The following is a 22,258-nucleotide window of genomic DNA, read 5'->3' as shown; positions in this document are numbered from 1 at the left end:
GGAGGCAATGATTCATGGATAAACCACAAATTGGCGTTATCGGCATGGCCGTAATGGGCAAGAACTTAGCCCTAAATATTGAAAGCCGCGGTTATACTGTTGCAATTTACAACCGGACAGGTAGTAAAACAAAGGCAGTTGCCACTGAGCATGCTGACAAGAAATTAGTCCCAAGTTATACGATTGAAGATTTTGTTGCATCATTAGAGAAACCACGGCGGATTTTGATGATGGTCAAAGCCGGTGCTGGTACTGATGCTGTCATTAAAGAGTTATTACCATTGCTTGACAAGGGCGATGTCCTAATTGACGGTGGGAATACTTTCTTCAAAGATACCATGCGGCGTAATGCTGAATTAGATAAATCCGGCATTAACTTTATTGGTATGGGTGTTTCTGGTGGTGAGCTCGGTGCTTTACAAGGGCCATCATTAATGCCAGGTGGTCAAAAAGAAGCTTACGATTTAGTTGCCCCAGTTTTGGAACAAATTGCTGCTAAAGCTGAAGACGGTGCACCATGTGTCACTTATATCGGCGAAAATGGTGCCGGTCATTATGTCAAAATGGTTCATAATGGTATCGAATATGGCGATATGGAATTAATCGCTGAAAGTTACAATATTTTGCGCCAAGTTCTTGGTCTATCAGTTGAAGAAATTGCTGATATTTTAAAGGACTGGGATCAAGGCGAATTGAAGAGTTACTTGATTGAAATTACAGCTGATATTTTGACTCGTAAAGATGATTTGGGTACTGACAAGCCAATTGTTGATGTGATTCTGGACGAAGCTGGCAACAAAGGGACTGGTAAGTGGAGTTCCCAAGATGCCCTTGAAATCGGGATGCCACAATCACTGATCACTGAAGCTGTTTATGCGCGTTACATTTCTGCTTTGAAACCAGAGCGGATGAATGCCAGCAAAGTTTTGAGTGGTCCTAAACCAGTCGAAATTCCTGAAGCTGATCGTAAAGCTATCATTGAAAAAATTCGCCAAGCCTTATACTTCAGTAAGATTATGAGTTATGCGCAAGGATTCGAACAAATGAAGATGGCCGCCGAACAATACAACTGGGAATTAGATTTCAGTAAGATTGCGCCAATCTGGCGGGCTGGCTGTATCATTCGAGCTCAATTCTTACAAGAAATTACAAGTGCTTACGAAAAAGATCCTAAGTTGCAAAACTTATTATTGGACCCATACTTCACTGATATTGCCATGAAGTATCAAGCTGCAGTTCGTGATATTGTTACGCTCGCAGTTAAAAATGGTGTCCCAACGCCAGTTCTAAGTTCTGCAATCAACTATTTTGATTCTTATCGGGCGCAAGTTTTACCTGCCAATATCATTCAAGCACAACGTGACTACTTTGGTGCTCACACTTACAAGCGGAATGACCGTGAAGGCATCTATCACTATACTTGGTACGAGGAACAATAGAAAAACTAAAGTAAACTAATTAAGCTTATCCCACGTTTAGAGCGATTTCTAAACTTCGGGATAAGCTTTTTTTAGTTTAATCTTCAGTAGTTTTCATTCGTTTTACGGTACATTGGACGGTACACGATTTATTGTACCGTATGGAACTGTATCCGTTGGTGTGAACCCCTTTGAGACGTTGAGACTGGCATTCTCTGTTGGACGAGTATAATCGGCCGTCATCTGCACGCTTGAATGGCCTAAATAATGCATGACATCAATTTGAGGAACACCATTGGCAATCGTTTCAGTAGCAAAGTAGTGACGGAACATGTGAGGATGCATATGTATCCCACATTTATTGCTAACAACTTGGCATAAATATCTAAGGTGGAATACACTTACTGGATCACCATCTTCCTTGACCCAAAGCCAGGGAATAGCGTTTGGAGATTTATGGCCTTTCTTTCGTCTTGCTTCAGCAATGTCAATGGCTTCTTGTAAATAATTAGTTGTTTCGTCAGTTACAGCAATTTTTCGGTAGCTGGACTTTGTTTTTAGTTTAGCGCCGTTCGGATTGTTAACACTGCGCTGAAAGTTGATATCAATCATTGCAAATTTTTCGCGGGTTAGTTCGTTTTCTTTGATAGTAACAGCAGTTGTCCTTAGTCCGGTGACTTCGCCACGACGCATACCTGTATTCGCCATTACGACAATCATGGCATAGTCAGCGTTATTTAACACAGCTTCGGCACACTTCATCCATCTGTTAAAGTCAATCGGTTCTATTGATTTGTCTTTTGGGTCTTTTCCAGTATAATCAAGCCCACGAATGCGGTTGCTACCAATTAATTCTGTATTGACGGCATAGTTTATGATTTGAGACAGAGTTCCGTATGCTGAGCGAATCGTATCGTGAGCCAGGTTCTGAGTTGATAAAGAGTCCAACCATTTTTGAACCACTGGTCGCTTTATCTGAGAAAGACTTTTATTGCCAAGTGGATTCTTTATATAAATCAAATAATTGTTAATCTGTGATTCTTCGGTGGAAGGCCGCCACTTGCCAAGACGTTTTTTCTCGTCTTTCATCATTTCCCACGTTTTTTGCAGAGTGACTTTTTCTGAAGCCAGGTTATCGAATTTATTTAGGGCAAGGTCAGATTCAAACTTTTTCAATACTATTTCGGCTTCACGCCAATTCTTAAATCCCGATTTTGTGAACTCGTCTTTCTTTCCTAGCACATTCGTAAAACCTCGACGGACGGCAAATCTTTTTCCTTTGGCGGTTTGATACGTGTAAATATTAGGGTGGTTTTTAAAGGGTGACCATTTACGCATAATTAGCTCCTTTCTAATTTGTGTGTTGCAAATTTATAAAAAACACGCACATATGTTCTTTTGGCTTGTAAAAAAATAAGCCTTACATAGCTTTAGTTTTGAGTCTCATTCAAATTAATTTCAGCAATCGAATCGTCTAATTGTTCTACGACATCATCGTTATCCAATAGTTCTGTCCAAGCTGACTTCTTATCAGAGTTCTTAAGCTGATTTTTGATGTTGTTATATAAATTACCAACTAACTCGGCCCAAAGCTTATCTGCTTGCTGGGCAACAATTGTTTCGTTATATCTTTTGGCTGGTGCTCGCTTCAAATTCTTTGATGTTTGCAATTCTAGCGCCTTGTCTAAGAATGAATCTTTAGCAGTAGTTACTGATTCGAAGTAGTCGAAAAACTCTTTTCCGTTCATTGCTTGACCTCCTTATGATCAAAGCCTCGGTTGAGAATCGCACTCAACTATGCCACTAGGCGAGGGTTGGTAATTTGAAAAGTAAAAAAAAGACAGGTCAATTTGACCTGTCCTACAAACTATGGCGGCTTCATCGTTTAGAATAATCTTAACCTTACCGCCACAACCAAAGCCTACGACGTGGTAGGCAACATAGTTAGTATATTACACTTGTAGGCACTATATGTCAAATAATGTTTTAATTCGTAATTTAATTTTTTTAAAGACACTATCTGGTAGAATTCCAATTTTGTTTTTTGTTCTTGCACTACTTATGGTTCTGATTTGTTCTATTTTCACTAAAGATTTATCAGAAAAAGTATCAGCGCGGTAATTTTCTGAGAAAGCAATATCTTTTTTATAAATAATGAACTCCGTGCTTGTTCTCAGTGTGATATTTTGAGAGTGGCCATGAGTTGTGAGAGGTGCGATGGTACAAGTCCCATTGTTAAAACGCTCTGCTGAGAGTACAAGAGCAGGTCTGAGTTTGTTTATTTCATAACCAACATTTTCACCAAAATCTGTCCAAACGATTGTTCCAGGGCGTAAATGTATGCTTTGAACAGAGGAATCACATAACGCTTTTTTTGCCTCTAGCTTTTTTTTCGTATTCCACTCATCTAAAAGAGTGTTTTTTTCTTGTATTGTCTGCATAATTCTCCTTAATTATTTACGGAAATTTTTTTATTCCCCGCCCATCAATCTTATTAGGATATCCAATTATTTTCGGTTCGATCAAAGAAAATATTTTAGTCTTTTCATTAGTTGCAGCGTATTCGTTAAGATTGTGTGCTGCTATATCTGATAACTCAAACGGCCAATAGGATTTATTTTGATCCTTTGTCCTTTTTTTCTCAAAATAGATGCCTTTAATACATTTTAATTTTTCTGACGAAAAATAACCTGTACCATTCTTTAAATAAGCAACTATCTGCGAGAGAAGTTCGTTGTCCTCTTTCCATCCGCGACATTCAAGCAATAAAATTCCAGTTGAGCTTTTATGTGATAAAAACATAACGATTCTTTCAAGCATAAATTTTAAAGCAAGATCATAAACTGGAGCAGGATGTGAATATTGTTTAACATGTGCCCATTTATCGATTGAGGCCGAACATACGGTAAAATCGATATCAGATATACAGTTTCCAAGTTCATTAATGAATTTACTATATAGGGTATTATCCAGATTGAATGGCCCCTGTTTTCGGCGGATATCCCGTGAGTGTAAGTAAATTCTATGGCCGTGATAGTTGCCGTCTTGCCAAAAATTATTTTTTAAATTCATAATTTTTTCGGCATTGTCATTGATACAATCCTTATTAAAGATGCAGCATGATATTGTAAACCAACGCAATTGTTTTGGAGAGGATTCATTGAGATTCTTTAGAGTTGGAGTTCCTGTTTCATCTATACTAATTAAATAGTCAGTATCGGAAATTGCTTCATTGGTCAATTTGGTTCGGCAAATTTGCCATTGCTGCATATTACTTGCTTCTATAATGTTCACCTCCCTTCAATGCAATATAATCTTTTAAGAATCTATTTATGGGCGAATTCGGTTAATCGTCGGTATGAGGAAATTTTGCTTCTACGTAAGTGTCATTCTCTATCTTTCTAAAACTATTCATAATTTCTTGTGGTGTTAGATTACTCGTGGTAATCATATATTTCGGGTCAACCTTGCTTGCGTCAACTAAAACTGTTATGCTCTCTTTTTTTTGATCACCATACTGATTATTAAAGTCAACCAGCCGAACAATATAAGAGTTGTCAATTTTCTTAATCACTTCAAAAACATGATGATCAATTAGTGTATAACAACTGTCCATCTTATCTCTGCTTAAATTTCGTATCATGGCCCCAAGGGCAGCACATAATAAAATAATCGTTGATACAAACTTGATTTTATTTATCAAGGATAATTTTGGTAGAATAAAAAAAGAAAACACCAGCAACACAAGAACAAGTATCGATACGATGATAGTGTATATCAGATCAATTACATTTGAAATATTATTTGTAGATACTCCTTTACCTGTTTATTTAGCGGTGAAAGCATCTAAATGAATTGAGTTTTTTAAAGCAATTAGAGGAAAAGCTACTATAACGCCGGCAATTGCCTTAAGCAAATCTGTAATATCTGAAATGTTCGTAATTGTTGGCCTTCTTTTAATAATTCATTGAAAGCCCCAGCTGGGAGTCGAACCCAGCTTAAACCGAATAGGGTGTAGAGCATTATTTATTTGTGGGTTTACGTTTCATTAAAAAATTGAAACCAGTTAATGAAGCAAGTGCCAAACCAATAGCCGATAGGAAGCTGCTTTTCTTTTCTCCAGCCTGTGGAAGTGTTTCTTTGTTAGCAGCAACTTTATTTTTCTGGTCATTTGTTTTTTCGACCGTGTTAGTTTTCAGTGCTTGCTGATTAACTTTGTCAACAGGTGTCTTTTTGACATTGGTAATTGTTGTATCTTTTTGGGTTCCTTTATCTTCAGTTGGTTTTTGATCTTCAGGTAAGCCCTCGTCGGGACTTGGAGTTTTCTTTGGGTTAAGAGTTACCGTAACTTCCTTGTCCGCGTTCACATTTTCAAATATTGTCTGATCAGATGTAACAGTAGTGGTTGGAATATCTGTTGAGATATCTAGAGTTTCCCCAGCTTTTACTTCATATCTTTTTGTAGCGTGCTGATTTACAGCTGGTACGTCAAAATGTACTGTAATGTAATAATAAGTGGGCTCAGCTGGTTTCTCAGGCTCGGTAGGGGTCTCAGTGCCTCCAATTACCGGAAGCATAACAGGTAACTCCGCACTAACAAATGCTAGTGGAGGAAATTCAGCAACTGCAGGAATTTCAACTTTGGGAATTCTATAGTTACCAGCATTGTTTCCAATTACTAAAACATATTCAACGTCTGCTTCAGGAGTTGCGGAAAAATGTTCTGGATCAGCGATAGCCTGATTTAAATAAGTCTGGCTCAGATTTCGAGCATCTTCATTTGCCTTCACACTTGGTTCGTATACTTCAGTTTTATATTTTTCCAGGGCTGCGACTCGTCGGGCGGAAGTAGAAAGTGCAACTGTCCACGCACCATTCGTAAACGATAAAGTATCATTACCATCGCCAACGTTGCGGAACCAAGTGTCACCTTCTACCGGATTCGCTACCTCGGTAGTTTTGCCAAAATAAGTTGCTGCACTCACATTGTCGCTATTAGAAACAGCACCAAATGCAAGTAACCCTAAAACAGCAGCACTAAATAAAAGTGCATTTCTTTTCATTACCCATTCCTCCAAATCAGATATTCTGATATAATATATTTGTTCATAATATATTAGGAGAGTCACCGTGCCTGCGGTGGCTTTTTCATTTATCGTTTGGAGTGAATTTACTAAAGGCCTAGAATTTGTTTCTTCTTGGCATCGAATTCTTCTTGAGTTAGAACGCCATCATCGAGGAGTTTTTTAAATTTTGCCAATTCGTCAGCTTCGCTTGTAACCTGAGTTGTTGGATTTGATACTGGTTGTTGACCCATGTGTGATTCAACAATATCTTTAATTTGTTCCATCTCATCATTAAATTTACGAAAAACAACAGCATTTGCCTTGTTGTAGTCGCTGCCTGCACCCATCAATGCACCGAAACCAGGGGTTGAAGCATTTCCTGCGGCGGTGACAAAGTCAATGTGGCCACCCATGATACCTGCAGGACCGGTGGCTTTCTTGAAGTCTACAGAAATGATTGAAGAGTAGGGAATTGTTTGAGTACCGGTCGAACCGCGATTACCTAATGAGCGTAATCCCTTACGATCGATAATTATTCCAGTATCAGTAGTTTCTACTATTACATGTTCCGGAACTTTAATTTCTACTTTCATTTTAAAACTCCTTTTTTATTTTAATTATTTAGATCAACAGTCATTGACTGATAATTTGAATCAAGAATAATTCCGTTGAAGAACGGTGTATAATCGGGATGACAAACAGCATTATTTAATAATTCTTCTAACTCTGGCATTCCCCATAATTCGACATTACTTGCACCAGCTAGCTTTCTTGCTGACGGTGTGAAGTTACTATTAGTTATTACCACACCAAAATCAAGTTTATAGAATATTGTGCCAGCAATTACTTCCTGAACTGCTTCGTTTCCTACATAGTTTGAATAAAGTTTACATTGAATACCGTATGTACCATATTTGTCCTTGGCAGTGACGTCAATTCCTTGATCACCACTATTCTGCGTTCTTACAACATCAAAATAACCCGAGTAGGGCAGCAAGTGGGCTACAAAATGTTCAAATTCAAACCCGTCCATATTTCGCAAATTATTAAGCTCGTTACTAAAAATAATTTGTCGTGCAAATTCGAGCTGCTTTTTCGACCGCTTCAATTCATCCTTAATTTCTTCGAGATTGCTATAAACCTTTTGGCGTGAATCCATTAGTTCTTTTAGACTATTAGAGGAATCTACTAGCTGATCATGCAAAGCGGAAATTTCATCGAGTAATTGACTACTTTTGTTTTCCTTATCAGAAAGCTCATTTGCACTCTCTTTTTTTGCTGAAGCAATATTATCGTTTAGATTTTTAAGTTCCGTAGTTTGAAGGTCTAATTTTGACCGATATTCATCTTGGGCCTTTGCCAGTTCAATTTTTTTAACGTCTTGTTCTTGCTTGAGATTACCGATGTCGGATTTAATATTGGAAATATCAGTGAGGAGCTTTTCTTTCTTATCTTCTATTTGTCCAAGCTCGTACTTTTTCTTTTCAACATCAATTAAGCTGATGTCCGTCTTGTGCTTCTCTATTTCGGCCTGTCGGTCTTGAATATTCCTAAAAATGTTGATTCCATTTAATTGAAAAGACCCAAATAGAAGAATCAGCAAAACAAAATTTGCAATTAAAGAACTGATACTGGCGTTGTCTCCAATTGCGAACAGTACAGCTAACAATTCTGCAATGATATTTAGCGCCAGTAGAGAACGATAAAGTATTTTCTTTACGATTGATCTCATCTCACTTTAGTAGTCAATAATCAAATGCATGTTTATAATCAAGTCCATATGAAAATCCGATTTCATGTAAAAAAGGAACCTGAATCCCTAAATCCTCTGCAATTTCGTAGTCTGTTTCATGATACTTGGTCAGTAATTTTTCGATGTCGCCTTCATTTAAGAGATACTGATATCCCCATTTTCTGGCACGATATTCTTGTTTTTGATTATCTGTTACTGAGTAGTCGCTTATATCTCCAACTGAAGTATAGTAGTGGCCAAGTTCCTCTGTTAACCATTGGTATTGTTCTTCGTAGGAAAGGCATTCATTTATCGTAATTTGATTGCCAATGTTTAATCCACACAATTTGCCGGGCATTGGCTCGAATTCAAATCTAATATCAGGGAATCGTGACATCAAATCCTCAATTTTGTTCAAAAAATCAGTCCTTTTTTTCGGAACGCTTTTTGAATTGAGCTTTCTTGAATTCTATGTAATCCTCAATCTCTTTACGCTCTTCATTAGACAATCCATCCATACCATCCGCAATATGTGCGGCAACCGGTAGATCTCCCAAGTCAGTTCTACGACCCAATAAGTAATCGGTTGTTACGCCAAAAAAGTCTGCTATCTGAACCAAGTCTGCATCTTTAATAGCACGCTGATCAGTTTCCCACATTCCTACCGTGCTGGGACTGACATGTAATATCTTTGATAACTCATTTTGGCTGAGTTTTTTTCTTTTTCTTAGCTCGGCAATCCGTTGTCCCTTAGTCACGTTATCACTCCTTGTAATAATTATTAGTCTATTCCCACTAAGAGTGAAAGTAAACGTTTTATAAGAATTTTCACTATAAGTGTTGACTTTCACTCCTAGTGGGTATATATTATTCACGTAGAGTGAAAGGAGGCGCCAAGATGAGCAGCCTAAGTATCGAACGTAAAAAGATTGGCTTAACGCAGGCAGAGGCGGCTAAACTCATTGGAGTAAGCTACTCAACAATAACCAAACTTGAAACAAATCAAAAAAACGCATCTAAAGAAACAATGGAAAAGTTCTCACAGTTCTATGGAAAATCTGTTGACTATCTTTTTTTTAGCCAAGATAACCACGTAGAGTGAAAATTAGAGAGGTGAACTAAATGAGTAAGGAAGAAAATAAATTCAAAGAAATTAATCTGGACGATCCAGAGTACGTACTTCTTTCACCTGAAAAGACCGAGCAGTTTCTTCGGTCTCAGAATATACGTACCCTACCTTTGGATGCAGCCATTTCGGGGCGAATCGTGAATGGCGCAAACATCCCATCAAACTATGAGGTAACGCGAGTTTCATCAGGACCACGCCATTATCGTCTGGTTTATCTGCGTGAAAAATCAAATCCAGCTGTACAAAGCCGTGTGCTGGTACGGTCCCATAGTTGGCCTGTGGCAATGCTATTGCGAGTAGCGCACTGGATTCGCCATCTTCTGTAAAAGGGATTAGCGCTTCTGGCCTGGTACCCTTCAACTTGTTGTAATAAGTGAATTTAGCAAACGTATAGTAATCGGCTTCGCCTTGGCTTAGTGCTACTCGTAAATCATAAAAGCCAATATCATTCGCCGATGTGTTAATTAACCACATTGTTATGTGCTGCATGCTGTGTTCTTCGTTACGAATTGTCCGGCCATCGTCTAAAAGAATACCAGCAATCGGCTGTGCTACTTTATCGGGTTCTACGAGTAATTTCGAATGATCCTTCTTCCAAATAATGAGGCTAGCAACTGCGGTAACAATTGCAATCCATTGAGTCAAAACCTGATTCACAATCCAATCAATTACTTCTTTCACTTCTCGACCTCGTTGTAGGGTGGAAAATCCAATAATTCTAGTAACGACATGTCTAAGCCTCGAGCAATCTTTCGCAGCGTAACGATCTTAGGACTTGCGCTTGCACCACGAAATATTGCATTCACGGATGACTGGCCCATATCGGATAATGTTGCCACTCGATTTATCGTTAGGTTTCTTTCATCAATGATTTTTAACAGTCGTTCGGCAATGAGTTCAGAATCAGTTTTCATCATATAAGCTCCTAGCAAAGTATTGTTAGATACAGTTTATCAGTAGGAGAAAAAGAAAGTATAAAAGTAGCAAAACTTTGTTGACATTTAGCAAAACTTTGCTATTATATATTTATAGCAGTTAGCAAAGTTTTGCTAACAGTGGAGGTGAATCAATGAATACAGGAGAATCGCTGAAAATGCTTCGTCAGCAGCAAGGAATGTCTCAAACTGAATTGTCTATTAAGAGTGGGGTACTGCAAACCACAATTAGTGCAATTGAGCGAGGAACTGATCCGACAGGTAGAACCTTAGTAAGCCTTGCGAAAGCTTTAAATGTTTCAACTGATAAACTCTTAAAATTCGAAAGCAAGCAAGCAGCAAACCATTAATGGAATTAGGGAGGTGATCAAATGACAGATAAAAACGAATTCAATGAACCCGTTAAAGTTAGTTTTCCTGGTCTACTGACTCGATTGGAAAACACATACAACTTCAACAAAGAAAATGTTTGCCCTAACAAATTAGAAGATATCGTTGCTGATATTAAGAAAATCGAGACCAAATACAATCTTCGGCCTCGACAACTTGAATCAGTAATGAAGTTTACTCGTGTGGAAAGTGAACTTGTTCAGCTACTAGATCGACGCTAAATTGAGGCTCACCACGATCGGAATGATACTTTACAAAATCCATATTAAGGTCTGAAACAGTTCCCCAAGCTTCTTTTACACTTGGAATCATGTCTTCAGCCATTGTCTCTAGACAATATGGACATTGAATTGTAGAAGGCCATGTACTCGTGTTCAGGACGAATTTATGACCGCATTGACCACATGTGATTTGAACTGTAGTTATCTGTCCCATTATTTATCACCTCACTTTCTATAAGAAATTATATCAGTGAAGTGAAGATATATGTTGTTTTCAAAGTGCAAAGTTAGGAGATGAACTAAATGACAAGAGAAGAAATGATTGATGACATGATTCAATGGCGCCCAGATGTACCAAGAAGTCATTGGGAGTCAAAATCAATTCAAGTAGTCGAAGCAAATTGGAAGCTGCTCAACAATTGCGAGAGTAATGAGGCAGACGAAATCAATGCCACTTATTGCTGATAAATGAATTGTACCTTGAATTTCAGTGTGTTTTACATTATGCGAATTAGTTATTGGAGGTGAGTATATATGTATTTAACACAGTCAGAGCAACAAGTCCTGTCTTTGTTTGACCGGCGACTCAAGGCAAACGACATGGTCCGCGGAGATATCGCAGCAGACTTAGGATTTAAACACGCAAGTGCGGTAACGAATTGGTCGTCACGGGGTATTCCTGAAAATCAGCTTTTTAAGGTTATTAAGGCAATGCGAGATGCAAGATTCATGATTGGCGCCTGTTTGCTTGAAAGTGGCATGGTACTACCGAAGATTACCAAGGCCAAAGATGATTCATATGCGTGGTTCTTTTCCCAGAAAAAAGAGGAAAGCGAGCGACGTGCCCTCGATAATCGTTTTACCGAATTAAACAGTAAGCCGGTTGACCAGAGAACCAGTGCTGATCGTGAGGAAATGAAACGTTACTGTGACGAATATCTGCAGGAGGTCACGGCAGAAGTTGAATTAGTTTTACAAATTACTGATGACTGGGGTATTCAGGAGGTGATCAAATGGAAATAACAATTGATAAGGATTCAGCAAAATTGTTAGTTGAAACATTTAAAGATAGTGCCATGGACGAGCTTGTATCAAAAGTAGTTGCTGCCTTAAATACAAAAACCCCTGTTAGTCAAAAGTTGCTATCAACTCCCAAGCTTAGTCAAGTTAAGGGCATGAGCCGTGAAACAATCATAGCTTATGTTGCGGCCGGAATGCCACACACGTCAGTTGGGAAAACAGGGAAGCAATGGCGTTTTGAACTGGACCAGGTTAATTCGTGGCTGGATGAAAATCAGGAAAGGTATTGATTGCATGAGTTTTTTGCAGCAGGTATCAGGAATCTTAATTTTGATTGGGCTTACTACCATCGTTGGAATAGCTTACGAGTGGGGCAAGACTGGAACATTCAAAAAGGCTTTGAAGGCCATATTCGATTGGGAGTGATCAGATGGAATTAAACAGAACGGAGCAGGAAGTTATCAACTTGATGCGAGATGGCGCCTTAGTCAGCTTAACCATGGGCTTTGTAAATACTAATAAAGAAGCACGTGAAAAGCTCAGACCGCTAGCGCAGGCCCTGGACGCCGATATGAGGCATGTCCGCAATAACAGTTGGAACTCATCTTGGAATATTGATGTAGCTTATCCAATTCCAGTAAGTGCTGCAGTTTGGGTCAGAGGTGAATATGATGCAAGCAAACATTGAGGGCATGACCGAAGCCTTGAACTTGATTAGAGGTCAGGCAAAGAACTATCACCGTAAATCAGAATTAAGGGTAATCAGGGAGCTAGAAACAAAACTGGCAACCTTGATTAGCAAGCGGAAAGCAGAACAAAAAAAGCCTCATCCGGCGGCAACCAGACAAGGCAATCATATAAAGGGCATATGAAATTTGAGTAACTTCATTATAGCCGAAATTGGAGGTTTTAACAATGTTAGAAAATGGGATGATTTTAGGCGGAGCTATCACATATGATAGCTTGCCCCATGATCGCGATGAACTGATTGTTGATTGGGATGGCAGATTGATACAGCCCGAGGAACAATATATCGGTGTCTGGGACCAGTACCAAGGCATCACAATTTTAATTTTGGATGAACCAGATCAAATATTGTCATGGCTAGATTCAACCAAGTACGAATATGACAAGCCGGAGTTTATCAAACAATATAGTGAGTTTGATACATCGTCTGTCATTGATGACATGATGACTTGCGGCTGGTTTATCAAAAATGATGAAACTCAATCCGATTTAGATTTTTTTGAAAGATACGTAAATATTCAATTTAGAGAAATTGTGGAGGACTAATTATGACAAATGATATTCAGCAACAATTTCAGCAGCACCAAGTGATGAGCAATACCACAACGGCACAGGGAGCAATGGAAGTTAGTAACGCTAGTCGTGAAATGGAAGAGGTTAAAGGCCAAATTTTTATGGCCAAGCAATTTCCAAGAAACACCTATCAAGCTGAAAACAGAATTATTGATGCTTGCAAACGGCCTTCATTAGCAAACTCAGCAACTTATTCCTATCCAAGGGGCGGCCAAAATGTAACTGGGCCATCTATCAGATTGGCAGAAGTTTTAGCTCAAAACTGGGGCAACATTGCATTTGGATTTAAAGAATTAGATCAAGACGAAGAATCATCAACCGCTATGGCTTATGCATGGGATGTTGAAACAAATACACGCCAAGAACGCATTTTCCAAGTGCCACATCATATTCAAACAAAGCGTGGCGCTAAACATCTGACTGACCCAAGAGATATTTACGAATTAATCGCTAATCAAGCATCACGGCGTGTCCGCGCCTGCATTCTTAGCATTATTCCGGGAGATATTGTCGAAGAAGCAGTTAATGAATGCCAGAAAACTTTGGCGGGTGACAATACTAAACCATTAAAAGATCGATTGGCCAATGCCTTCACAGGATTTAAAGATAAATTTGATGTCACCCAAACACAAATTGAAGTTTACTTTGGCTATCCAACAAGTGAATTCTCAGAAAGCAATTATGCAAAATTAATCTCTATTTTTACCAGCCTAAAAGATGGTGCCTCAAAAGTTGAAGAATGGTTTAAACCAGAGAGCCCCACTAATGAACAGCCAAAACAGAACGAATTAGCTTCTGAATTCGAAAAAGATAAGAAAACTACTAAAACGGCCAAAGCTAAGGTAGGTGCTAATAATGCCGACAAGCAATCTGATTCAGCTGAACAGCCAAAATTACTATGATGCTGACACAGATTGGCAGTATATGTCAGTCAGTCTGTTTAAGGATTTTATGAAATGTGAGGCATCTGCTCTTGATAAGCTCAAGAGCAACAAACTTGCAGACGAGAATGCCACTCCGCTGATTGTCGGCAATTATGTTCATAGCTATTTTGAATCACCGGAATCACACGCTACTTTTATTGAATCTAAAAAAGATTTGATCACGACAAGGAGCGGCTCACTGCGGAGCGAATATAAACTAGCTGATAAGATGATTGAACGGCTAAAGAACAGTGAATTTTTTAATTGGCTTTATCAAGGTAAAAAAGAAGCAATCGTCACCGGCGATTTATTTGGTACAAGATGGAAAGGCAAGATTGATTGCCTAGATGTTGAGAATGGTAGATTTATTGATTTAAAAACTTCCGCCGACCTGAATCGTGTGTTTTGGTCAAAGCGATATGGTGGCAAGGTTCTGTGGCTGCAAGAATACGGATATATCATGCAGATGTCGATCTACAAGCATTTGCTTGAGCAGCAATACAAAAAGAAATTTGACCCAATCATCTTCGCTGTATCAAAGACTGATCCAGTTGGTATACAGGGATACGAGATTTATAAAGATCCAGACCTAATGGAACTTGAGGATGCTTATGTGCAACGGACACTACCGAGAGTTTTAAAAGTAATCCATGGCGAAGTTGCGCCAACTTGGTGTCATAAGTGCGACTGGTGTAAAGAACACCAGCTTGGACAAAACATGATGTCAGTTTCTCAAGCGACAAATATTGCAATCAACAACTAAAAGGTGGCGAAATATTGGACTACTTCAAACAAAGACGGGCGTTCAGAAAGCTGAAACGGGACCAAATAGATATCTCAACAGGCCAAAATAATCTGTATCGCGAGTTATTGGACTACGCGAACGATGAAGGTGTGCTAGATAAACTGTTTACCTTAAAGAATTCTGCACTCATTGATCTTACTGGGTTATCAGAAGCGGGTCTAAAAAAAGCCAGAAATGAATTGGTCCAATTAGACCTCATCGAATACGTACCAGGAAAAAGAAATAAACAGAAACCGAAATACAGAATTATCCAGTTTTACGATACTAGTTGGGCTACTAAAACGTCAAAAAGTAGCTCAACTAGTACGGTAACTAGTAGCTCAACTGGTAGCCCAGAGAGTAGCTCAACTGGTAGCTCCAAAGTACTTACTAATACTGACTCTAACTTGACTATTACTAAACATCATGATGATGAGCAGCAGACGGGTCAAAATGATTCGCCAATCATCCTTTGGCAAAAGAATTACATTTCGATTAATCAGATTCAATTGCAAAAGCTTGAGGAATGGACTAATAAGCTTGGCAATGATTTGATGTGCGAAGCAATCACCCGAGTGGCTACAGCCGGTATCGAGCGTAAAGGTGCCTTCGGATATTTGGCCGGAATCGTTAACAATTGGTCTAACGCTAACGTTAAGTCGTTTGCTGATGTCGCCGCTCTTGATAAAGCGCATGAGAACGAAGTCAAAGCTAAGCAGCGGGATAGATCGGCTGGTCACCAGTTCTATGGGCGCAACCAAGTCAAAGGTGTCGTCCCGAGCTGGATGAAAGAGGCTGGTGACGGTACTGAAAAGCAACCAAGCGAGCAGGCTGTTTCTAGTGAGGAAATACAGGCCAAGCTAGCGAGAGTGGCCAAGACACGGGCAGAGCAGGAGGCTAAATTAAATGGTTCTAAATATAAATATTGACGATTATCAAATCTTTAGTTCGCGCCCTCGAAAGATTATTGTTGGCAAATGAACGAATAGTCAATGCAATAGCGGGGTGAGATAACGTTGGCAACTGAGATATTATACGCAGTGCGTAATGGCTTCAACTCAAGCATGCGCGTTGGAGAAGTAATTGAGTACAAAGGCAAAAAAGCAGTCGTTACTAAAATTATTAATGTGAACTGGAGCATGTATGAATCAGGTCCATCAACCAAGTGTGAATTCATTGCTCAATATGTTGGTACAGATGACCACACCTATAATTTTGAAAAAGAACAGCCGTTTACTAAGTCGTACAGTTATGAGAACGTTAGTAGTTTTGATTCTAAAGAAGAGTTGTTCAAGGCTGGCACAATTCGCATGGCTTCTGATAAAGACCAACCAGGATCGGACTGCTGTATTGTAATTACCGGCATTAAAGAAATTAAATATGATTTTGTCAATCTTGTTGTTACTTACGATGCAGAAATAATTCCTGAGTGGGATGAGAATGAAATTAATCAAGCAGTTTACGCTGATCGACGTAGTAAATTTACGGTGATTAGTAATACAAAGTAAGGAGTTTTCAAAATGAAAGTTAAGACAAGGTTCGCAGCTTTTGTTCCAAATTCGAAACATATTAAGTTGCCAAAAAAGGTTGGCGATGAACTTGACCTGTACTATCCAGAAGCAACTATCATTTTTGTAATTAAGGACATCATGCAAGGTACAGTTTCTGAGGAGATCAGATCATATTATCGTGATTATGGTGATGCTGGCATTGAACGTCTGAAGTATGCCATGAGGGATGGTTGGGAACCAATCGACATCAGCGATGATGATCTACCATTCTAGGAGGCCGCCGAAAGTGTCAAATCTATGGGTAAATCAATGAATCAAATGATTAAAAGAGTTAATTTGTCAAAGGAGGCTAAGAAAGATGATTAGACCATCAATTTTGCCAAGCAGAAGCGCTGCTACTCACGAGCTAAAGATATTGCCCCAATACTTCGATGACGTTTTGCACAACGGCAAGAACTTTGAAATCAGAAAGAACGACCGAAATTATAAGGTCGGAGACATCTTAATCTTAGAAGAATGGGATAACGGCAAATATACTGGTCGCAAGGTTACTCGATCGGTTGGTTATATCACTGATTATGCGCAGAAAGATAATTATGTAGTGATGGGACTGAGAAAATGAAGGCACCAACGGCATTAAACAAAAGAGGAATCAAAGTGAGCTTTGATGGATACAAGTTTGATTCTCAAAAGGAATACTTGTTTTACTCGAAGTTTGTTAAGGATTCAGGTTATAAATTCGACGTTCATCCAGCCTATGAGCTGGTTGCAATGACGCCAATCGAACAAGCAAAGATTGGATCAGCGAGATATACGCCTGACTTCGTGATCTATGATAATGAGGGCAAAATTAAGCACGTTTACGATGTCAAAAACAGTTTGACTGTCTATGGAATCGATGCATCTGCCAAACTAAGATTTCGGTTATTTGCGGCAAGATATGGAATTCCTGTTGAGGCAGTCGTGGTTAGAGCTAACGATTTTAAGACAATTGCCCAGTGTGTCACCAAACCGCTCAACGAGAAACAACCATTGATTAAAAAAGATTTTAACTACAGCTGGCTGGAAGCCACTAACTATTAGGAGGATTGCCTAATGAAATTAAAAGCGCGTGAATGGTTTCCAGCAGAAGGAACGATGGAACCGGTAGTGGCTGATTGGGTAATAAGTACCAAAACCCTGAATTATTGGAGGAATAGACGATGAAATGTAAGTACTGCCAAGATAACTTAGCACTTATGGAAGTATCAAACGGTACATTAAACATTATTGGTGATGAACTGATAAATACTGTTATCTGGGATTACTACAACGATCGTCCTAGTGATTTGTATCAAATACGTGTAATCAACTATTGCCCAATGTGCGGTAGAAAATTGGAGGAAGAAATATGAAACGTGATGAAGTCAATCCACATACCCCATTTCACGTTATTGGTGACAATTCAATCTTACGTGCAACGTTTGACCATAGTGGCAATATTAAATTTGAAATATGGTTTTGCCCTGAGAATTTCTGGGTCGTGTCTCCAGAAAGCACAAATCGACACATAGGTATTGCTGTTGAAAAGCGTGGAATTGCATATTACAAAGATGGCGAATTGTTGGAGCAGATGACTTCAAGGTACGAGAATAATGAATCGTTAAAGCAAGTACGAGTTGAAAGTTATCGTGAATTAGTCAAAAGCTTATCAAGCAATGTGGAACATGGAGAAATTGCGAAACTGGAGGCGGAGAAATGAAACGAATAGAAATAAAGGTTATCCGTATGCCTAGCGGCAAATATCTGTGCAAGCCAGTATGGGGTGGACTGACTCAGACGTCAAAACTTTCGCAGGCCACGACGTGGTATGGGGATAAGGAATAAATTGACAAATACAACAAGGATTTCTGGATTAAGAATATTGACTTAAATGATTACAAAGTTGAGGTACAAGCTGATGAAGACTAAGCTACCTAAAGCAGTTGGTGAAGAGTTAGATTTTTACAAATGCAGCGCATATAGCTTTGATGAATACTACCAAGAAATATGTAATTGGGAAGCCATTATTAGCACAGCTTATTGCAATCGCGATGTTAAGTCTGATCGTGATGCGCAAGTGATAAATTTATTGCACGCTTGGATCAATGGCTGGGAGGAAGAGTAAATGAAAACTAACGAAGAGTTAATTAAAAAATTAAACAATGAACTTGGCGAGTTAAACGACAAATTAAATCGTCTAAATAGTTATTGGATGTCACAAACTGCTATGGAAAAATCTTTTCGTGATTGTAGTCAATTGCAATTAGACTTATTAGCAGCGCAATCTTCATCAATGAGAAGCTATGCTTATATATTACGATCACGTATCAGCGATCTATTAGGTGAATACAATGAAAATTAACATTATAGTCCATGAAAGCGGCCGGCGTTGTACAGAGAAAGCACAGATTATCGGTACGTATCTCGAAGATGGTCAACTGCATACGCGAGAACAAATGAATAGGGTGGCAGACACGCTGGCCAAGACGTTTAATCAATCCGACACAATACCTAATGAAGACGTAATTGTCACTTATTCATACGACGCTAACCAAATTATGAAACCTAATTTTATGTTTGACCGTAAGAATCAGTATCGTCACGTGTTATATCGATTAGACGATAACTATAAACTTGTGGAGGCAGATTAAATGCGTGTTGATAGCGAAAACATAGCAAAACAAATCTATGATTATTATTGGGAATTAGATACAAAGATTTGTAAATTAAAACTGCTGATTGCAGATGACCACATACCTCAACAAATAATTCCTAATCTTATGTTGCAACTGGATAAATATTGCCATCGTGCTGAAAAGCTCAATGAGTGTTATATAAGCATCATCGGTCATAGTGTCTGGTCAGAAAAAATCAAGCGTGGCGATTGGACAGATAAATCAGAAAGTGAGGCAGATTAATGCAAGCAGGCGGCGCAGTAAATAAAAAAACAGGCAAAGTTTGGGCAGAATGTAATGATGGCCACACAACATTGGCTGGGATTAACGTTGATGATCTCGCAGTTAGTGAGATTTGCAAATGGGCTGGTGTTATCCCATGGTGTTCACAAAAGTACGCCGAGGCGGAGAAATGAGCTGGCAAGCGATAGTGTTAACAAAGGATTCGGGGGTGCGGTAAAAAAAGAGCCACCAATGGTAGCTCCTAGGGATGTTCTCAACAAAAACATTATAGCATAGGAGCGTTTAAATTGGGGCTATTACCGGAAATTGATTATGACGAGTGCATGAAGTATTACAACATGAAGTTGGCAGATTTTGCAATAGGCCGATGTTTACATGTTGGTGCCAAAAGAATCTTAAATTTTAGACTAAAGCACGGCCTTGAGGCATGGAGAGATTACTGTCTTCTTGATGGCAAACCGTATCGAAGATTGCAAGAAGTTGACGACGTACTTGGATTGCCGAGGTACTCTACTCGCGACAAAGTCAGAGCTAAAGCCAGAAAACTTGGCATTATGTATGAAGAAGTTCGCACGAACAACATTACGCAGTATCTGGAGGAGCGTAAGAATTATGAAATTTCTTGATTTATTCGCTGGTGTAGGCGGTGAGATAGAACGTGTTTGAGAAGTTAGCAGCATTAATTGCGGTAATAATACTGATCACAACGTTATTTTTCAGAGACTGGTTGCCCCTTGTTGCGCTGGGAATATTGTTAGCGATTGTATTTATTATTATTTGGAAGTTATTGGAGGGCTAAGTTATGAGAGAGATTAAGTTCAGAGCGTGGGATAAGGGGCAAGAGTGTTACTTATATGACGTGCAGGGAGCATATGACACACTGAGTGGCTGGGTTAAGTATGAAAATGGTGAGAATGCTGACTATGACGAAGAGTGCTTTGACGATTTCTTGAATAGTGATCAGTATGTTGTCGAACAATATACCGGCCTGACAGACGTGAATGGCAAAGATATTTATGAAGGCGATTTAGTTAGATTAACTGATGATTTGGAAGACCCCGTATTCAGAGTTATCTTTGACGAAGCTAAATTTGAAATTTCTGGTGATGACCTTTTCTATGATTTGGGTGAAGAATTTATGAACTGTGAAGTTATTGGCAACGTGCACGAGAACCCAGAGCTACTGGAGGCGAAGTCTAATGCAACTGACAATGAATCCCAAGGATAAAAATCAATTCGTTGAGCAGCTTAAAGAATTGAAACATCAAGGTTATGAATGGATTGTCCGTGAAGATGACAGGTATGTCGTGCTTTTTAGCTTGTTGCCTAAGAAATATACACAATCTGATGAGCTATATGGACATTGGTGGGGTTACTCGAGCGAGGATGACCCAAGAGCTTTACCTGCTTACCCGGTTGAGCCGGCTAATAAGTTTGTCATGCAGCTATCACCAAATCACGCAACTAAAATTGAAGATTTATTAGCACAATTAGAAAATGCGCCGTTGATTATGACCGGCGATTAAGGAGTTTTAACATGAAAGATCATAAAGCAACATTTGAATTATTAGTTACGACACAGGGTTCGCGCAAACAAGTATCCGCAAAGATTCGTAATGCATCGGATACAGACATATCTTTCGTAATCGTTACACTGGCTCGGAAGATAGCCGCGAGCAGTCGTACCGAAGACACGTCGGCAGCAGATGTACTATTCGGATTAGCAATATCAGATATGCAAACACCACCGGAAAATGTGAAGTTTGCGGCTTCTGAAAAACTTAGCCAGGAGGCAAACTAATGGAATTTAGACATCCAAAACACATTAAACTGTCTAAAAAAGTCGGCGACGCACTGGACCTTTACTATCCAGAAGATGACATTAACCAGGTCATCAGAGATATCTCAGAAGGCGAGATATGCGAAGAACTTTACGCTTATTACCAGGAATACGGGGATGCAGCTATTTTGAAATTCAGGTATGCCCTTGAAAATGGTTGGGACCCGTTAGAACCAGATGATCATCATGATGAGTGATCTGCTATGGTTCAAGAATAAGTATCATCGAAAAACTTGACCGGATTTATGCTAAGAGCGACTTAAATTAACAGGTTAGAGGAGTGTATGTATTAATGCTTGGAGAAGTAAATTTAGATATGCCGCACAGTGGTTCATCAACCGATAGATTTAGTGCACAACGTATTGCGGGTGGTGATGTGTTGCTAGAAGTCTACGATTCTGCCAGCGTTCATGGTATGGCAAAACAATCATTATTAATTGCAAAGAATAATATTCCGAAGTTCATTGATTGGCTGGAGAAAGATATTTCAAAGCCAACCTATAACAGAAAAGTTCAACTAACCTTTCTGGGTGAGCCAGTTCCTCAAGGGAGACCTCGGACCACAATTGTGAAAGGAAAAATAATTGTTTATGATCCAGTAGATAGCAGAAAGTATAAGCAACTTATCAAATACCAAGCCTACCATCAATACAAAGATAAACCGTTAGAAGGTCAATTGCGGTGTGACGTAAAGGTCTATCGCTCGATTCAAGCAAGTACCAACAATAAGCAGCGACGGTTAAAAGAACAGGGGATTGTGCGTCCTATTGTCAAAGGTGACATTGATAATTATTTTAAAGCGGTAACCGATCCATTGTCCAAGATTGTTTGGAAAGACGACGCACAAATTGTTGAAGGTTTCATCGGTAAATACTATTCAGAGAACCCACGAATCGAAATGACCATTAGTCAAGTATAACGGCACTGGTATAACTAATTAGAATGGAGGAATAACGATGGAAATGATTAGAACGCCCGATCAAACTCAATTGTTTAAGTTCAAAGATAATGTCGTTCGTGCATTAACAAT

42 protein-coding genes are annotated in these 22,258 nt (G+C 39.1%); 30 read left to right on the top strand and 12 right to left on the bottom strand.

Going from position 1 to position 22,258, the window contains the following annotated elements; genetic code table 11:
* Nucleotides 1-14 precede the first annotated feature (14 nt).
* Nucleotides 15-1,439: an NADP-dependent phosphogluconate dehydrogenase gene (gene gndA, locus EKM81_RS02410; protein ID WP_125647884.1), complete on the top strand. Its 1,425-nt coding sequence runs from the start codon at nt 15-17 to the stop codon at nt 1,437-1,439.
* 102 nt (nt 1,440-1,541) lie between these two features.
* Here gndA and EKM81_RS02405 read toward each other — a convergent pair whose 3' ends face one another.
* From EKM81_RS02405 to EKM81_RS02385, 5 genes are all read right to left on the bottom strand, one after another.
* Nucleotides 1,542-2,756, bottom strand: coding sequence for a tyrosine-type recombinase/integrase (locus EKM81_RS02405; RefSeq protein WP_125647880.1), 1,215 nt, complete (start codon nt 2,754-2,756; stop codon nt 1,542-1,544).
* Between the two features lie 92 nt (nt 2,757-2,848).
* Nucleotides 2,849-3,166 (bottom strand): hypothetical protein, encoded by a 318-nt coding sequence (locus EKM81_RS02400; protein ID WP_125647876.1) that lies wholly within the window; start codon nt 3,164-3,166, stop codon nt 2,849-2,851.
* A 219-nt stretch (nt 3,167-3,385) separates the two neighbouring features.
* Nucleotides 3,386-3,859, bottom strand: a complete 474-nt coding sequence (locus tag EKM81_RS02395; RefSeq protein ID WP_125647874.1) for a type II toxin-antitoxin system PemK/MazF family toxin — start codon at nt 3,857-3,859, stop codon at nt 3,386-3,388.
* A 16-nt stretch (nt 3,860-3,875) separates the two neighbouring features.
* Nucleotides 3,876-4,688: a DUF3800 domain-containing protein gene (locus tag EKM81_RS02390; RefSeq protein ID WP_125647871.1), complete on the bottom strand. Its 813-nt coding sequence runs from the start codon at nt 4,686-4,688 to the stop codon at nt 3,876-3,878.
* 76 nt (nt 4,689-4,764) lie between these two features.
* Nucleotides 4,765-5,061: a hypothetical protein gene (locus EKM81_RS02385; protein WP_164509179.1), complete on the bottom strand. Its 297-nt coding sequence runs from the start codon at nt 5,059-5,061 to the stop codon at nt 4,765-4,767.
* Between EKM81_RS02385 and EKM81_RS11110 the strand changes: the two genes are divergently transcribed.
* Complete coding sequence (locus EKM81_RS11110) at nt 5,060-5,272, top strand: hypothetical protein (RefSeq protein ID WP_164509178.1); 213 nt, start codon at nt 5,060-5,062, stop codon at nt 5,270-5,272. The genes EKM81_RS02385 and EKM81_RS11110 overlap by 2 nt on opposite strands.
* 168 nt (nt 5,273-5,440) lie before the next feature.
* Here the strand turns inward: EKM81_RS11110 and EKM81_RS02380 are convergent, their stop codons facing one another.
* The 5 genes from EKM81_RS02380 to EKM81_RS02360 form a co-directional block, all read right to left on the bottom strand.
* The gene (locus tag EKM81_RS02380; RefSeq protein ID WP_125647865.1) at nt 5,441-6,481 is read right to left on the bottom strand and encodes an LPXTG cell wall anchor domain-containing protein; all 1,041 of its coding nucleotides are present in this window, start codon (nt 6,479-6,481) and stop codon (nt 5,441-5,443) included.
* Nucleotides 6,482-6,591: 110 nt separating this feature from the next.
* The gene (locus EKM81_RS02375) at nt 6,592-7,077 is read right to left on the bottom strand and encodes an SHOCT domain-containing protein (protein ID WP_125647862.1); all 486 of its coding nucleotides are present in this window, start codon (nt 7,075-7,077) and stop codon (nt 6,592-6,594) included.
* A gap of 20 nt (nt 7,078-7,097) precedes the next feature.
* Nucleotides 7,098-8,216 (bottom strand): restriction endonuclease, encoded by a 1,119-nt coding sequence (locus EKM81_RS02370; protein ID WP_125647859.1) that lies wholly within the window; start codon nt 8,214-8,216, stop codon nt 7,098-7,100.
* Between the two features lie 13 nt (nt 8,217-8,229).
* Nucleotides 8,230-8,634: an ImmA/IrrE family metallo-endopeptidase gene (locus EKM81_RS02365; protein ID WP_125647856.1), complete on the bottom strand. Its 405-nt coding sequence runs from the start codon at nt 8,632-8,634 to the stop codon at nt 8,230-8,232.
* Between the two features lie 4 nt (nt 8,635-8,638).
* Nucleotides 8,639-8,974, bottom strand: a complete 336-nt coding sequence (locus EKM81_RS02360) for a helix-turn-helix domain-containing protein (protein ID WP_125647853.1) — start codon at nt 8,972-8,974, stop codon at nt 8,639-8,641.
* Nucleotides 8,975-9,114: 140 nt separating this feature from the next.
* Here EKM81_RS02360 and EKM81_RS02355 point away from each other — a divergent pair, with 140 nt between their 5' ends.
* A complete protein-coding gene (locus EKM81_RS02355) occupies nt 9,115-9,318 on the top strand; it encodes a helix-turn-helix transcriptional regulator (protein ID WP_125647850.1) in 204 nt (67 codons plus the stop codon).
* A 51-nt stretch (nt 9,319-9,369) separates the two neighbouring features.
* On the opposite strand, the gene EKM81_RS02350 is transcribed toward EKM81_RS02355, so the two are convergent.
* Together EKM81_RS02350 and EKM81_RS02345 are read right to left on the bottom strand one after the other, a co-directional pair.
* Nucleotides 9,370-10,026: a hypothetical protein gene (locus tag EKM81_RS02350; protein ID WP_125647847.1), complete on the bottom strand. Its 657-nt coding sequence runs from the start codon at nt 10,024-10,026 to the stop codon at nt 9,370-9,372.
* Nucleotides 10,023-10,259: a helix-turn-helix domain-containing protein gene (locus EKM81_RS02345; RefSeq protein WP_125648084.1), complete on the bottom strand. Its 237-nt coding sequence runs from the start codon at nt 10,257-10,259 to the stop codon at nt 10,023-10,025. The genes EKM81_RS02350 and EKM81_RS02345 overlap by 4 nt, the downstream gene beginning before the upstream one ends.
* Before the next feature lie 155 nt (nt 10,260-10,414).
* Here EKM81_RS02345 and EKM81_RS02340 point away from each other — a divergent pair, with 155 nt between their 5' ends.
* The 27 genes from EKM81_RS02340 to EKM81_RS02225 all read left to right on the top strand — a co-directional run bounded on the left by EKM81_RS02340 (nt 10,415) and on the right by EKM81_RS02225 (nt 22,147).
* On the top strand, nt 10,415-10,630 hold the full coding sequence (locus EKM81_RS02340) for a helix-turn-helix domain-containing protein (protein WP_125647844.1): 216 nt from the start codon (nt 10,415-10,417) through the stop codon (nt 10,628-10,630).
* A 21-nt stretch (nt 10,631-10,651) separates the two neighbouring features.
* Nucleotides 10,652-10,891 carry a hypothetical protein gene (locus EKM81_RS02335; RefSeq protein WP_125647841.1) on the top strand — a complete coding sequence of 80 codons (240 nt, stop codon included), beginning with the start codon at nt 10,652-10,654 and terminating at the stop codon, nt 10,889-10,891.
* A gap of 303 nt (nt 10,892-11,194) precedes the next feature.
* A complete protein-coding gene (locus EKM81_RS11105; protein ID WP_164509177.1) occupies nt 11,195-11,356 on the top strand; it encodes a hypothetical protein in 162 nt (53 codons plus the stop codon).
* Between the two features lie 69 nt (nt 11,357-11,425).
* Nucleotides 11,426-11,914: a hypothetical protein gene (locus tag EKM81_RS02330; RefSeq protein WP_125647838.1), complete on the top strand. Its 489-nt coding sequence runs from the start codon at nt 11,426-11,428 to the stop codon at nt 11,912-11,914.
* Nucleotides 11,905-12,201 (top strand): DNA-binding protein, encoded by a 297-nt coding sequence (locus EKM81_RS02325; protein ID WP_125598131.1) that lies wholly within the window; start codon nt 11,905-11,907, stop codon nt 12,199-12,201. The genes EKM81_RS02330 and EKM81_RS02325 overlap by 10 nt, the downstream gene beginning before the upstream one ends.
* Nucleotides 12,202-12,341: 140 nt before the next feature.
* Nucleotides 12,342-12,599 (top strand): hypothetical protein, encoded by a 258-nt coding sequence (locus EKM81_RS02320; RefSeq protein ID WP_125647835.1) that lies wholly within the window; start codon nt 12,342-12,344, stop codon nt 12,597-12,599.
* Nucleotides 12,580-12,783 carry a hypothetical protein gene (locus EKM81_RS02315; protein WP_125647832.1) on the top strand — a complete coding sequence of 68 codons (204 nt, stop codon included), beginning with the start codon at nt 12,580-12,582 and terminating at the stop codon, nt 12,781-12,783. Before EKM81_RS02320 ends, EKM81_RS02315 begins: the two co-directional genes overlap by 20 nt.
* 43 nt (nt 12,784-12,826) lie before the next feature.
* Entirely contained in the window at nt 12,827-13,204 is a 378-nt protein-coding gene (locus EKM81_RS02310; RefSeq protein ID WP_125647829.1) for a hypothetical protein, read from the top strand.
* A 101-nt stretch (nt 13,205-13,305) separates the two neighbouring features.
* Nucleotides 13,306-14,133, top strand: a complete 828-nt coding sequence (locus tag EKM81_RS02305; RefSeq protein ID WP_225420152.1) for a hypothetical protein — start codon at nt 13,306-13,308, stop codon at nt 14,131-14,133.
* The gene (locus tag EKM81_RS02300) at nt 14,087-14,917 is read left to right on the top strand and encodes a PD-(D/E)XK nuclease-like domain-containing protein (protein WP_225420151.1); all 831 of its coding nucleotides are present in this window, start codon (nt 14,087-14,089) and stop codon (nt 14,915-14,917) included. Before EKM81_RS02305 ends, EKM81_RS02300 begins: the two co-directional genes overlap by 47 nt.
* 14 nt (nt 14,918-14,931) lie before the next feature.
* Complete coding sequence (locus EKM81_RS02295) at nt 14,932-15,867, top strand: DnaD domain protein (RefSeq protein WP_125647826.1); 936 nt, start codon at nt 14,932-14,934, stop codon at nt 15,865-15,867.
* Nucleotides 15,868-15,954: 87 nt separating this feature from the next.
* Entirely contained in the window at nt 15,955-16,446 is a 492-nt protein-coding gene (locus tag EKM81_RS02290; RefSeq protein ID WP_125647823.1) for a hypothetical protein, read from the top strand.
* 12 nt (nt 16,447-16,458) lie between these two features.
* Entirely contained in the window at nt 16,459-16,722 is a 264-nt protein-coding gene (locus tag EKM81_RS02285; RefSeq protein WP_125647820.1) for a hypothetical protein, read from the top strand.
* 85 nt (nt 16,723-16,807) lie between these two features.
* The gene (locus EKM81_RS02280; RefSeq protein ID WP_125647817.1) at nt 16,808-17,071 is read left to right on the top strand and encodes an ASCH/PUA domain-containing protein; all 264 of its coding nucleotides are present in this window, start codon (nt 16,808-16,810) and stop codon (nt 17,069-17,071) included.
* Nucleotides 17,068-17,532 (top strand): DUF1064 domain-containing protein, encoded by a 465-nt coding sequence (locus EKM81_RS02275; protein ID WP_125647814.1) that lies wholly within the window; start codon nt 17,068-17,070, stop codon nt 17,530-17,532. The genes EKM81_RS02280 and EKM81_RS02275 overlap by 4 nt, the downstream gene beginning before the upstream one ends.
* Nucleotides 17,533-17,839: 307 nt before the next feature.
* On the top strand, nt 17,840-18,190 hold the full coding sequence (locus tag EKM81_RS02270; protein ID WP_125647811.1) for a hypothetical protein: 351 nt from the start codon (nt 17,840-17,842) through the stop codon (nt 18,188-18,190).
* A 198-nt stretch (nt 18,191-18,388) separates the two neighbouring features.
* Nucleotides 18,389-18,595, top strand: a complete 207-nt coding sequence (locus EKM81_RS02265) for a hypothetical protein (RefSeq protein ID WP_125647810.1) — start codon at nt 18,389-18,391, stop codon at nt 18,593-18,595.
* The gene (locus EKM81_RS02260) at nt 18,596-18,832 is read left to right on the top strand and encodes a crAss001_48 related protein (RefSeq protein ID WP_125647806.1); all 237 of its coding nucleotides are present in this window, start codon (nt 18,596-18,598) and stop codon (nt 18,830-18,832) included. It abuts the gene before it with no gap.
* Between the two features lie 94 nt (nt 18,833-18,926).
* Nucleotides 18,927-19,121 (top strand): hypothetical protein, encoded by a 195-nt coding sequence (locus EKM81_RS11100; protein WP_164509176.1) that lies wholly within the window; start codon nt 18,927-18,929, stop codon nt 19,119-19,121.
* A complete protein-coding gene (locus EKM81_RS02255; RefSeq protein ID WP_125647803.1) occupies nt 19,122-19,388 on the top strand; it encodes a hypothetical protein in 267 nt (88 codons plus the stop codon).
* The gene (locus EKM81_RS11095) at nt 19,388-19,561 is read left to right on the top strand and encodes a hypothetical protein (RefSeq protein WP_164509175.1); all 174 of its coding nucleotides are present in this window, start codon (nt 19,388-19,390) and stop codon (nt 19,559-19,561) included. Before EKM81_RS02255 ends, EKM81_RS11095 begins: the two co-directional genes overlap by 1 nt.
* 114 nt (nt 19,562-19,675) lie before the next feature.
* Nucleotides 19,676-20,014, top strand: coding sequence for a hypothetical protein (locus EKM81_RS02250; protein WP_125647800.1), 339 nt, complete (start codon nt 19,676-19,678; stop codon nt 20,012-20,014).
* A 176-nt stretch (nt 20,015-20,190) separates the two neighbouring features.
* Complete coding sequence (locus tag EKM81_RS02245; RefSeq protein ID WP_125647797.1) at nt 20,191-20,616, top strand: YopX family protein; 426 nt, start codon at nt 20,191-20,193, stop codon at nt 20,614-20,616.
* Nucleotides 20,588-20,914, top strand: coding sequence for a hypothetical protein (locus tag EKM81_RS02240; protein WP_125647794.1), 327 nt, complete (start codon nt 20,588-20,590; stop codon nt 20,912-20,914). Before EKM81_RS02245 ends, EKM81_RS02240 begins: the two co-directional genes overlap by 29 nt.
* Before the next feature lie 11 nt (nt 20,915-20,925).
* Nucleotides 20,926-21,189, top strand: coding sequence for a hypothetical protein (locus EKM81_RS02235; RefSeq protein ID WP_125598153.1), 264 nt, complete (start codon nt 20,926-20,928; stop codon nt 21,187-21,189).
* On the top strand, nt 21,189-21,425 hold the full coding sequence (locus EKM81_RS02230) for a hypothetical protein (protein WP_125598155.1): 237 nt from the start codon (nt 21,189-21,191) through the stop codon (nt 21,423-21,425). The genes EKM81_RS02235 and EKM81_RS02230 overlap by 1 nt, the downstream gene beginning before the upstream one ends.
* 95 nt (nt 21,426-21,520) lie before the next feature.
* Nucleotides 21,521-22,147: a RusA family crossover junction endodeoxyribonuclease gene (locus EKM81_RS02225; RefSeq protein WP_225420150.1), complete on the top strand. Its 627-nt coding sequence runs from the start codon at nt 21,521-21,523 to the stop codon at nt 22,145-22,147.
* The last annotated feature ends 111 nt before the right edge of the window (nt 22,148-22,258 follow it).

The organism is Lapidilactobacillus gannanensis, from assembly GCF_003946675.1.
GTDB lineage: Bacteria > Bacillota > Bacilli > Lactobacillales > Lactobacillaceae > Lapidilactobacillus > Lapidilactobacillus gannanensis.
This window is presented reverse-complemented; position numbering and strand designations above follow the sequence as displayed.

Excerpts from the sequence above, each read along its gene's own strand:
- EKM81_RS11105 (WP_164509177.1), top strand. The coding sequence starts at position 11,195 with ATGACAAGAGAAGAAATGATTGATGACATGATTCAATGGCGCCCAGAT.
- EKM81_RS02330 (WP_125647838.1), top strand. The coding sequence starts at position 11,426 with ATGTATTTAACACAGTCAGAGCAACAAGTCCTGTCTTTGTTTGACCGG.
- EKM81_RS02310 (WP_125647829.1), top strand. The coding sequence starts at position 12,827 with ATGTTAGAAAATGGGATGATTTTAGGCGGAGCTATCACATATGATAGC.
- EKM81_RS02225 (WP_225420150.1), top strand. The coding sequence starts at position 21,521 with ATGCTTGGAGAAGTAAATTTAGATATGCCGCACAGTGGTTCATCAACC.
- EKM81_RS02355 (WP_125647850.1), top strand. The coding sequence starts at position 9,115 with ATGAGCAGCCTAAGTATCGAACGTAAAAAGATTGGCTTAACGCAGGCA.
- EKM81_RS02335 (WP_125647841.1), top strand. The coding sequence starts at position 10,652 with ATGACAGATAAAAACGAATTCAATGAACCCGTTAAAGTTAGTTTTCCT.
- EKM81_RS02320 (WP_125647835.1), top strand. The coding sequence starts at position 12,342 with ATGGAATTAAACAGAACGGAGCAGGAAGTTATCAACTTGATGCGAGAT.
- EKM81_RS02230 (WP_125598155.1), top strand. The coding sequence starts at position 21,189 with ATGGAATTTAGACATCCAAAACACATTAAACTGTCTAAAAAAGTCGGC.
- EKM81_RS02265 (WP_125647810.1), top strand. The coding sequence starts at position 18,389 with ATGAAGACTAAGCTACCTAAAGCAGTTGGTGAAGAGTTAGATTTTTAC.
- EKM81_RS02275 (WP_125647814.1), top strand. The coding sequence starts at position 17,068 with ATGAAGGCACCAACGGCATTAAACAAAAGAGGAATCAAAGTGAGCTTT.
- EKM81_RS02385 (WP_164509179.1), bottom strand. The coding sequence starts at position 5,061 with ATGATACGAAATTTAAGCAGAGATAAGATGGACAGTTGTTATACACTA.
- EKM81_RS11110 (WP_164509178.1), top strand. The coding sequence starts at position 5,060 with ATGGCCCCAAGGGCAGCACATAATAAAATAATCGTTGATACAAACTTG.
- EKM81_RS02240 (WP_125647794.1), top strand. The coding sequence starts at position 20,588 with ATGCAACTGACAATGAATCCCAAGGATAAAAATCAATTCGTTGAGCAG.
- EKM81_RS02380 (WP_125647865.1), bottom strand. The coding sequence starts at position 6,481 with ATGAAAAGAAATGCACTTTTATTTAGTGCTGCTGTTTTAGGGTTACTT.
- EKM81_RS02305 (WP_225420152.1), top strand. The coding sequence starts at position 13,306 with ATGGAAGAGGTTAAAGGCCAAATTTTTATGGCCAAGCAATTTCCAAGA.
- EKM81_RS02245 (WP_125647797.1), top strand. The coding sequence starts at position 20,191 with ATGAGAGAGATTAAGTTCAGAGCGTGGGATAAGGGGCAAGAGTGTTAC.
- EKM81_RS02395 (WP_125647874.1), bottom strand. The coding sequence starts at position 3,859 with ATGCAGACAATACAAGAAAAAAACACTCTTTTAGATGAGTGGAATACG.
- EKM81_RS02280 (WP_125647817.1), top strand. The coding sequence starts at position 16,808 with ATGATTAGACCATCAATTTTGCCAAGCAGAAGCGCTGCTACTCACGAG.
- EKM81_RS02260 (WP_125647806.1), top strand. The coding sequence starts at position 18,596 with ATGAAAACTAACGAAGAGTTAATTAAAAAATTAAACAATGAACTTGGC.
- EKM81_RS02270 (WP_125647811.1), top strand. The coding sequence starts at position 17,840 with ATGAAACGTGATGAAGTCAATCCACATACCCCATTTCACGTTATTGGT.
- EKM81_RS02325 (WP_125598131.1), top strand. The coding sequence starts at position 11,905 with ATGGAAATAACAATTGATAAGGATTCAGCAAAATTGTTAGTTGAAACA.
- gndA (WP_125647884.1), top strand. The coding sequence starts at position 15 with ATGGATAAACCACAAATTGGCGTTATCGGCATGGCCGTAATGGGCAAG.
- EKM81_RS11095 (WP_164509175.1), top strand. The coding sequence starts at position 19,388 with ATGCAAGCAGGCGGCGCAGTAAATAAAAAAACAGGCAAAGTTTGGGCA.
- EKM81_RS02390 (WP_125647871.1), bottom strand. The coding sequence starts at position 4,688 with ATGCAGCAATGGCAAATTTGCCGAACCAAATTGACCAATGAAGCAATT.
- EKM81_RS02370 (WP_125647859.1), bottom strand. The coding sequence starts at position 8,216 with ATGAGATCAATCGTAAAGAAAATACTTTATCGTTCTCTACTGGCGCTA.
- EKM81_RS02315 (WP_125647832.1), top strand. The coding sequence starts at position 12,580 with ATGATGCAAGCAAACATTGAGGGCATGACCGAAGCCTTGAACTTGATT.
- EKM81_RS11100 (WP_164509176.1), top strand. The coding sequence starts at position 18,927 with ATGAATAGGGTGGCAGACACGCTGGCCAAGACGTTTAATCAATCCGAC.
- EKM81_RS02345 (WP_125648084.1), bottom strand. The coding sequence starts at position 10,259 with ATGAAAACTGATTCTGAACTCATTGCCGAACGACTGTTAAAAATCATT.
- EKM81_RS02285 (WP_125647820.1), top strand. The coding sequence starts at position 16,459 with ATGAAAGTTAAGACAAGGTTCGCAGCTTTTGTTCCAAATTCGAAACAT.
- EKM81_RS02375 (WP_125647862.1), bottom strand. The coding sequence starts at position 7,077 with ATGAAAGTAGAAATTAAAGTTCCGGAACATGTAATAGTAGAAACTACT.
- EKM81_RS02255 (WP_125647803.1), top strand. The coding sequence starts at position 19,122 with ATGCGTGTTGATAGCGAAAACATAGCAAAACAAATCTATGATTATTAT.
- EKM81_RS02235 (WP_125598153.1), top strand. The coding sequence starts at position 20,926 with ATGAAAGATCATAAAGCAACATTTGAATTATTAGTTACGACACAGGGT.
- EKM81_RS02340 (WP_125647844.1), top strand. The coding sequence starts at position 10,415 with ATGAATACAGGAGAATCGCTGAAAATGCTTCGTCAGCAGCAAGGAATG.
- EKM81_RS02300 (WP_225420151.1), top strand. The coding sequence starts at position 14,087 with ATGCCGACAAGCAATCTGATTCAGCTGAACAGCCAAAATTACTATGAT.
- EKM81_RS02405 (WP_125647880.1), bottom strand. The coding sequence starts at position 2,756 with ATGCGTAAATGGTCACCCTTTAAAAACCACCCTAATATTTACACGTAT.
- EKM81_RS02400 (WP_125647876.1), bottom strand. The coding sequence starts at position 3,166 with ATGAACGGAAAAGAGTTTTTCGACTACTTCGAATCAGTAACTACTGCT.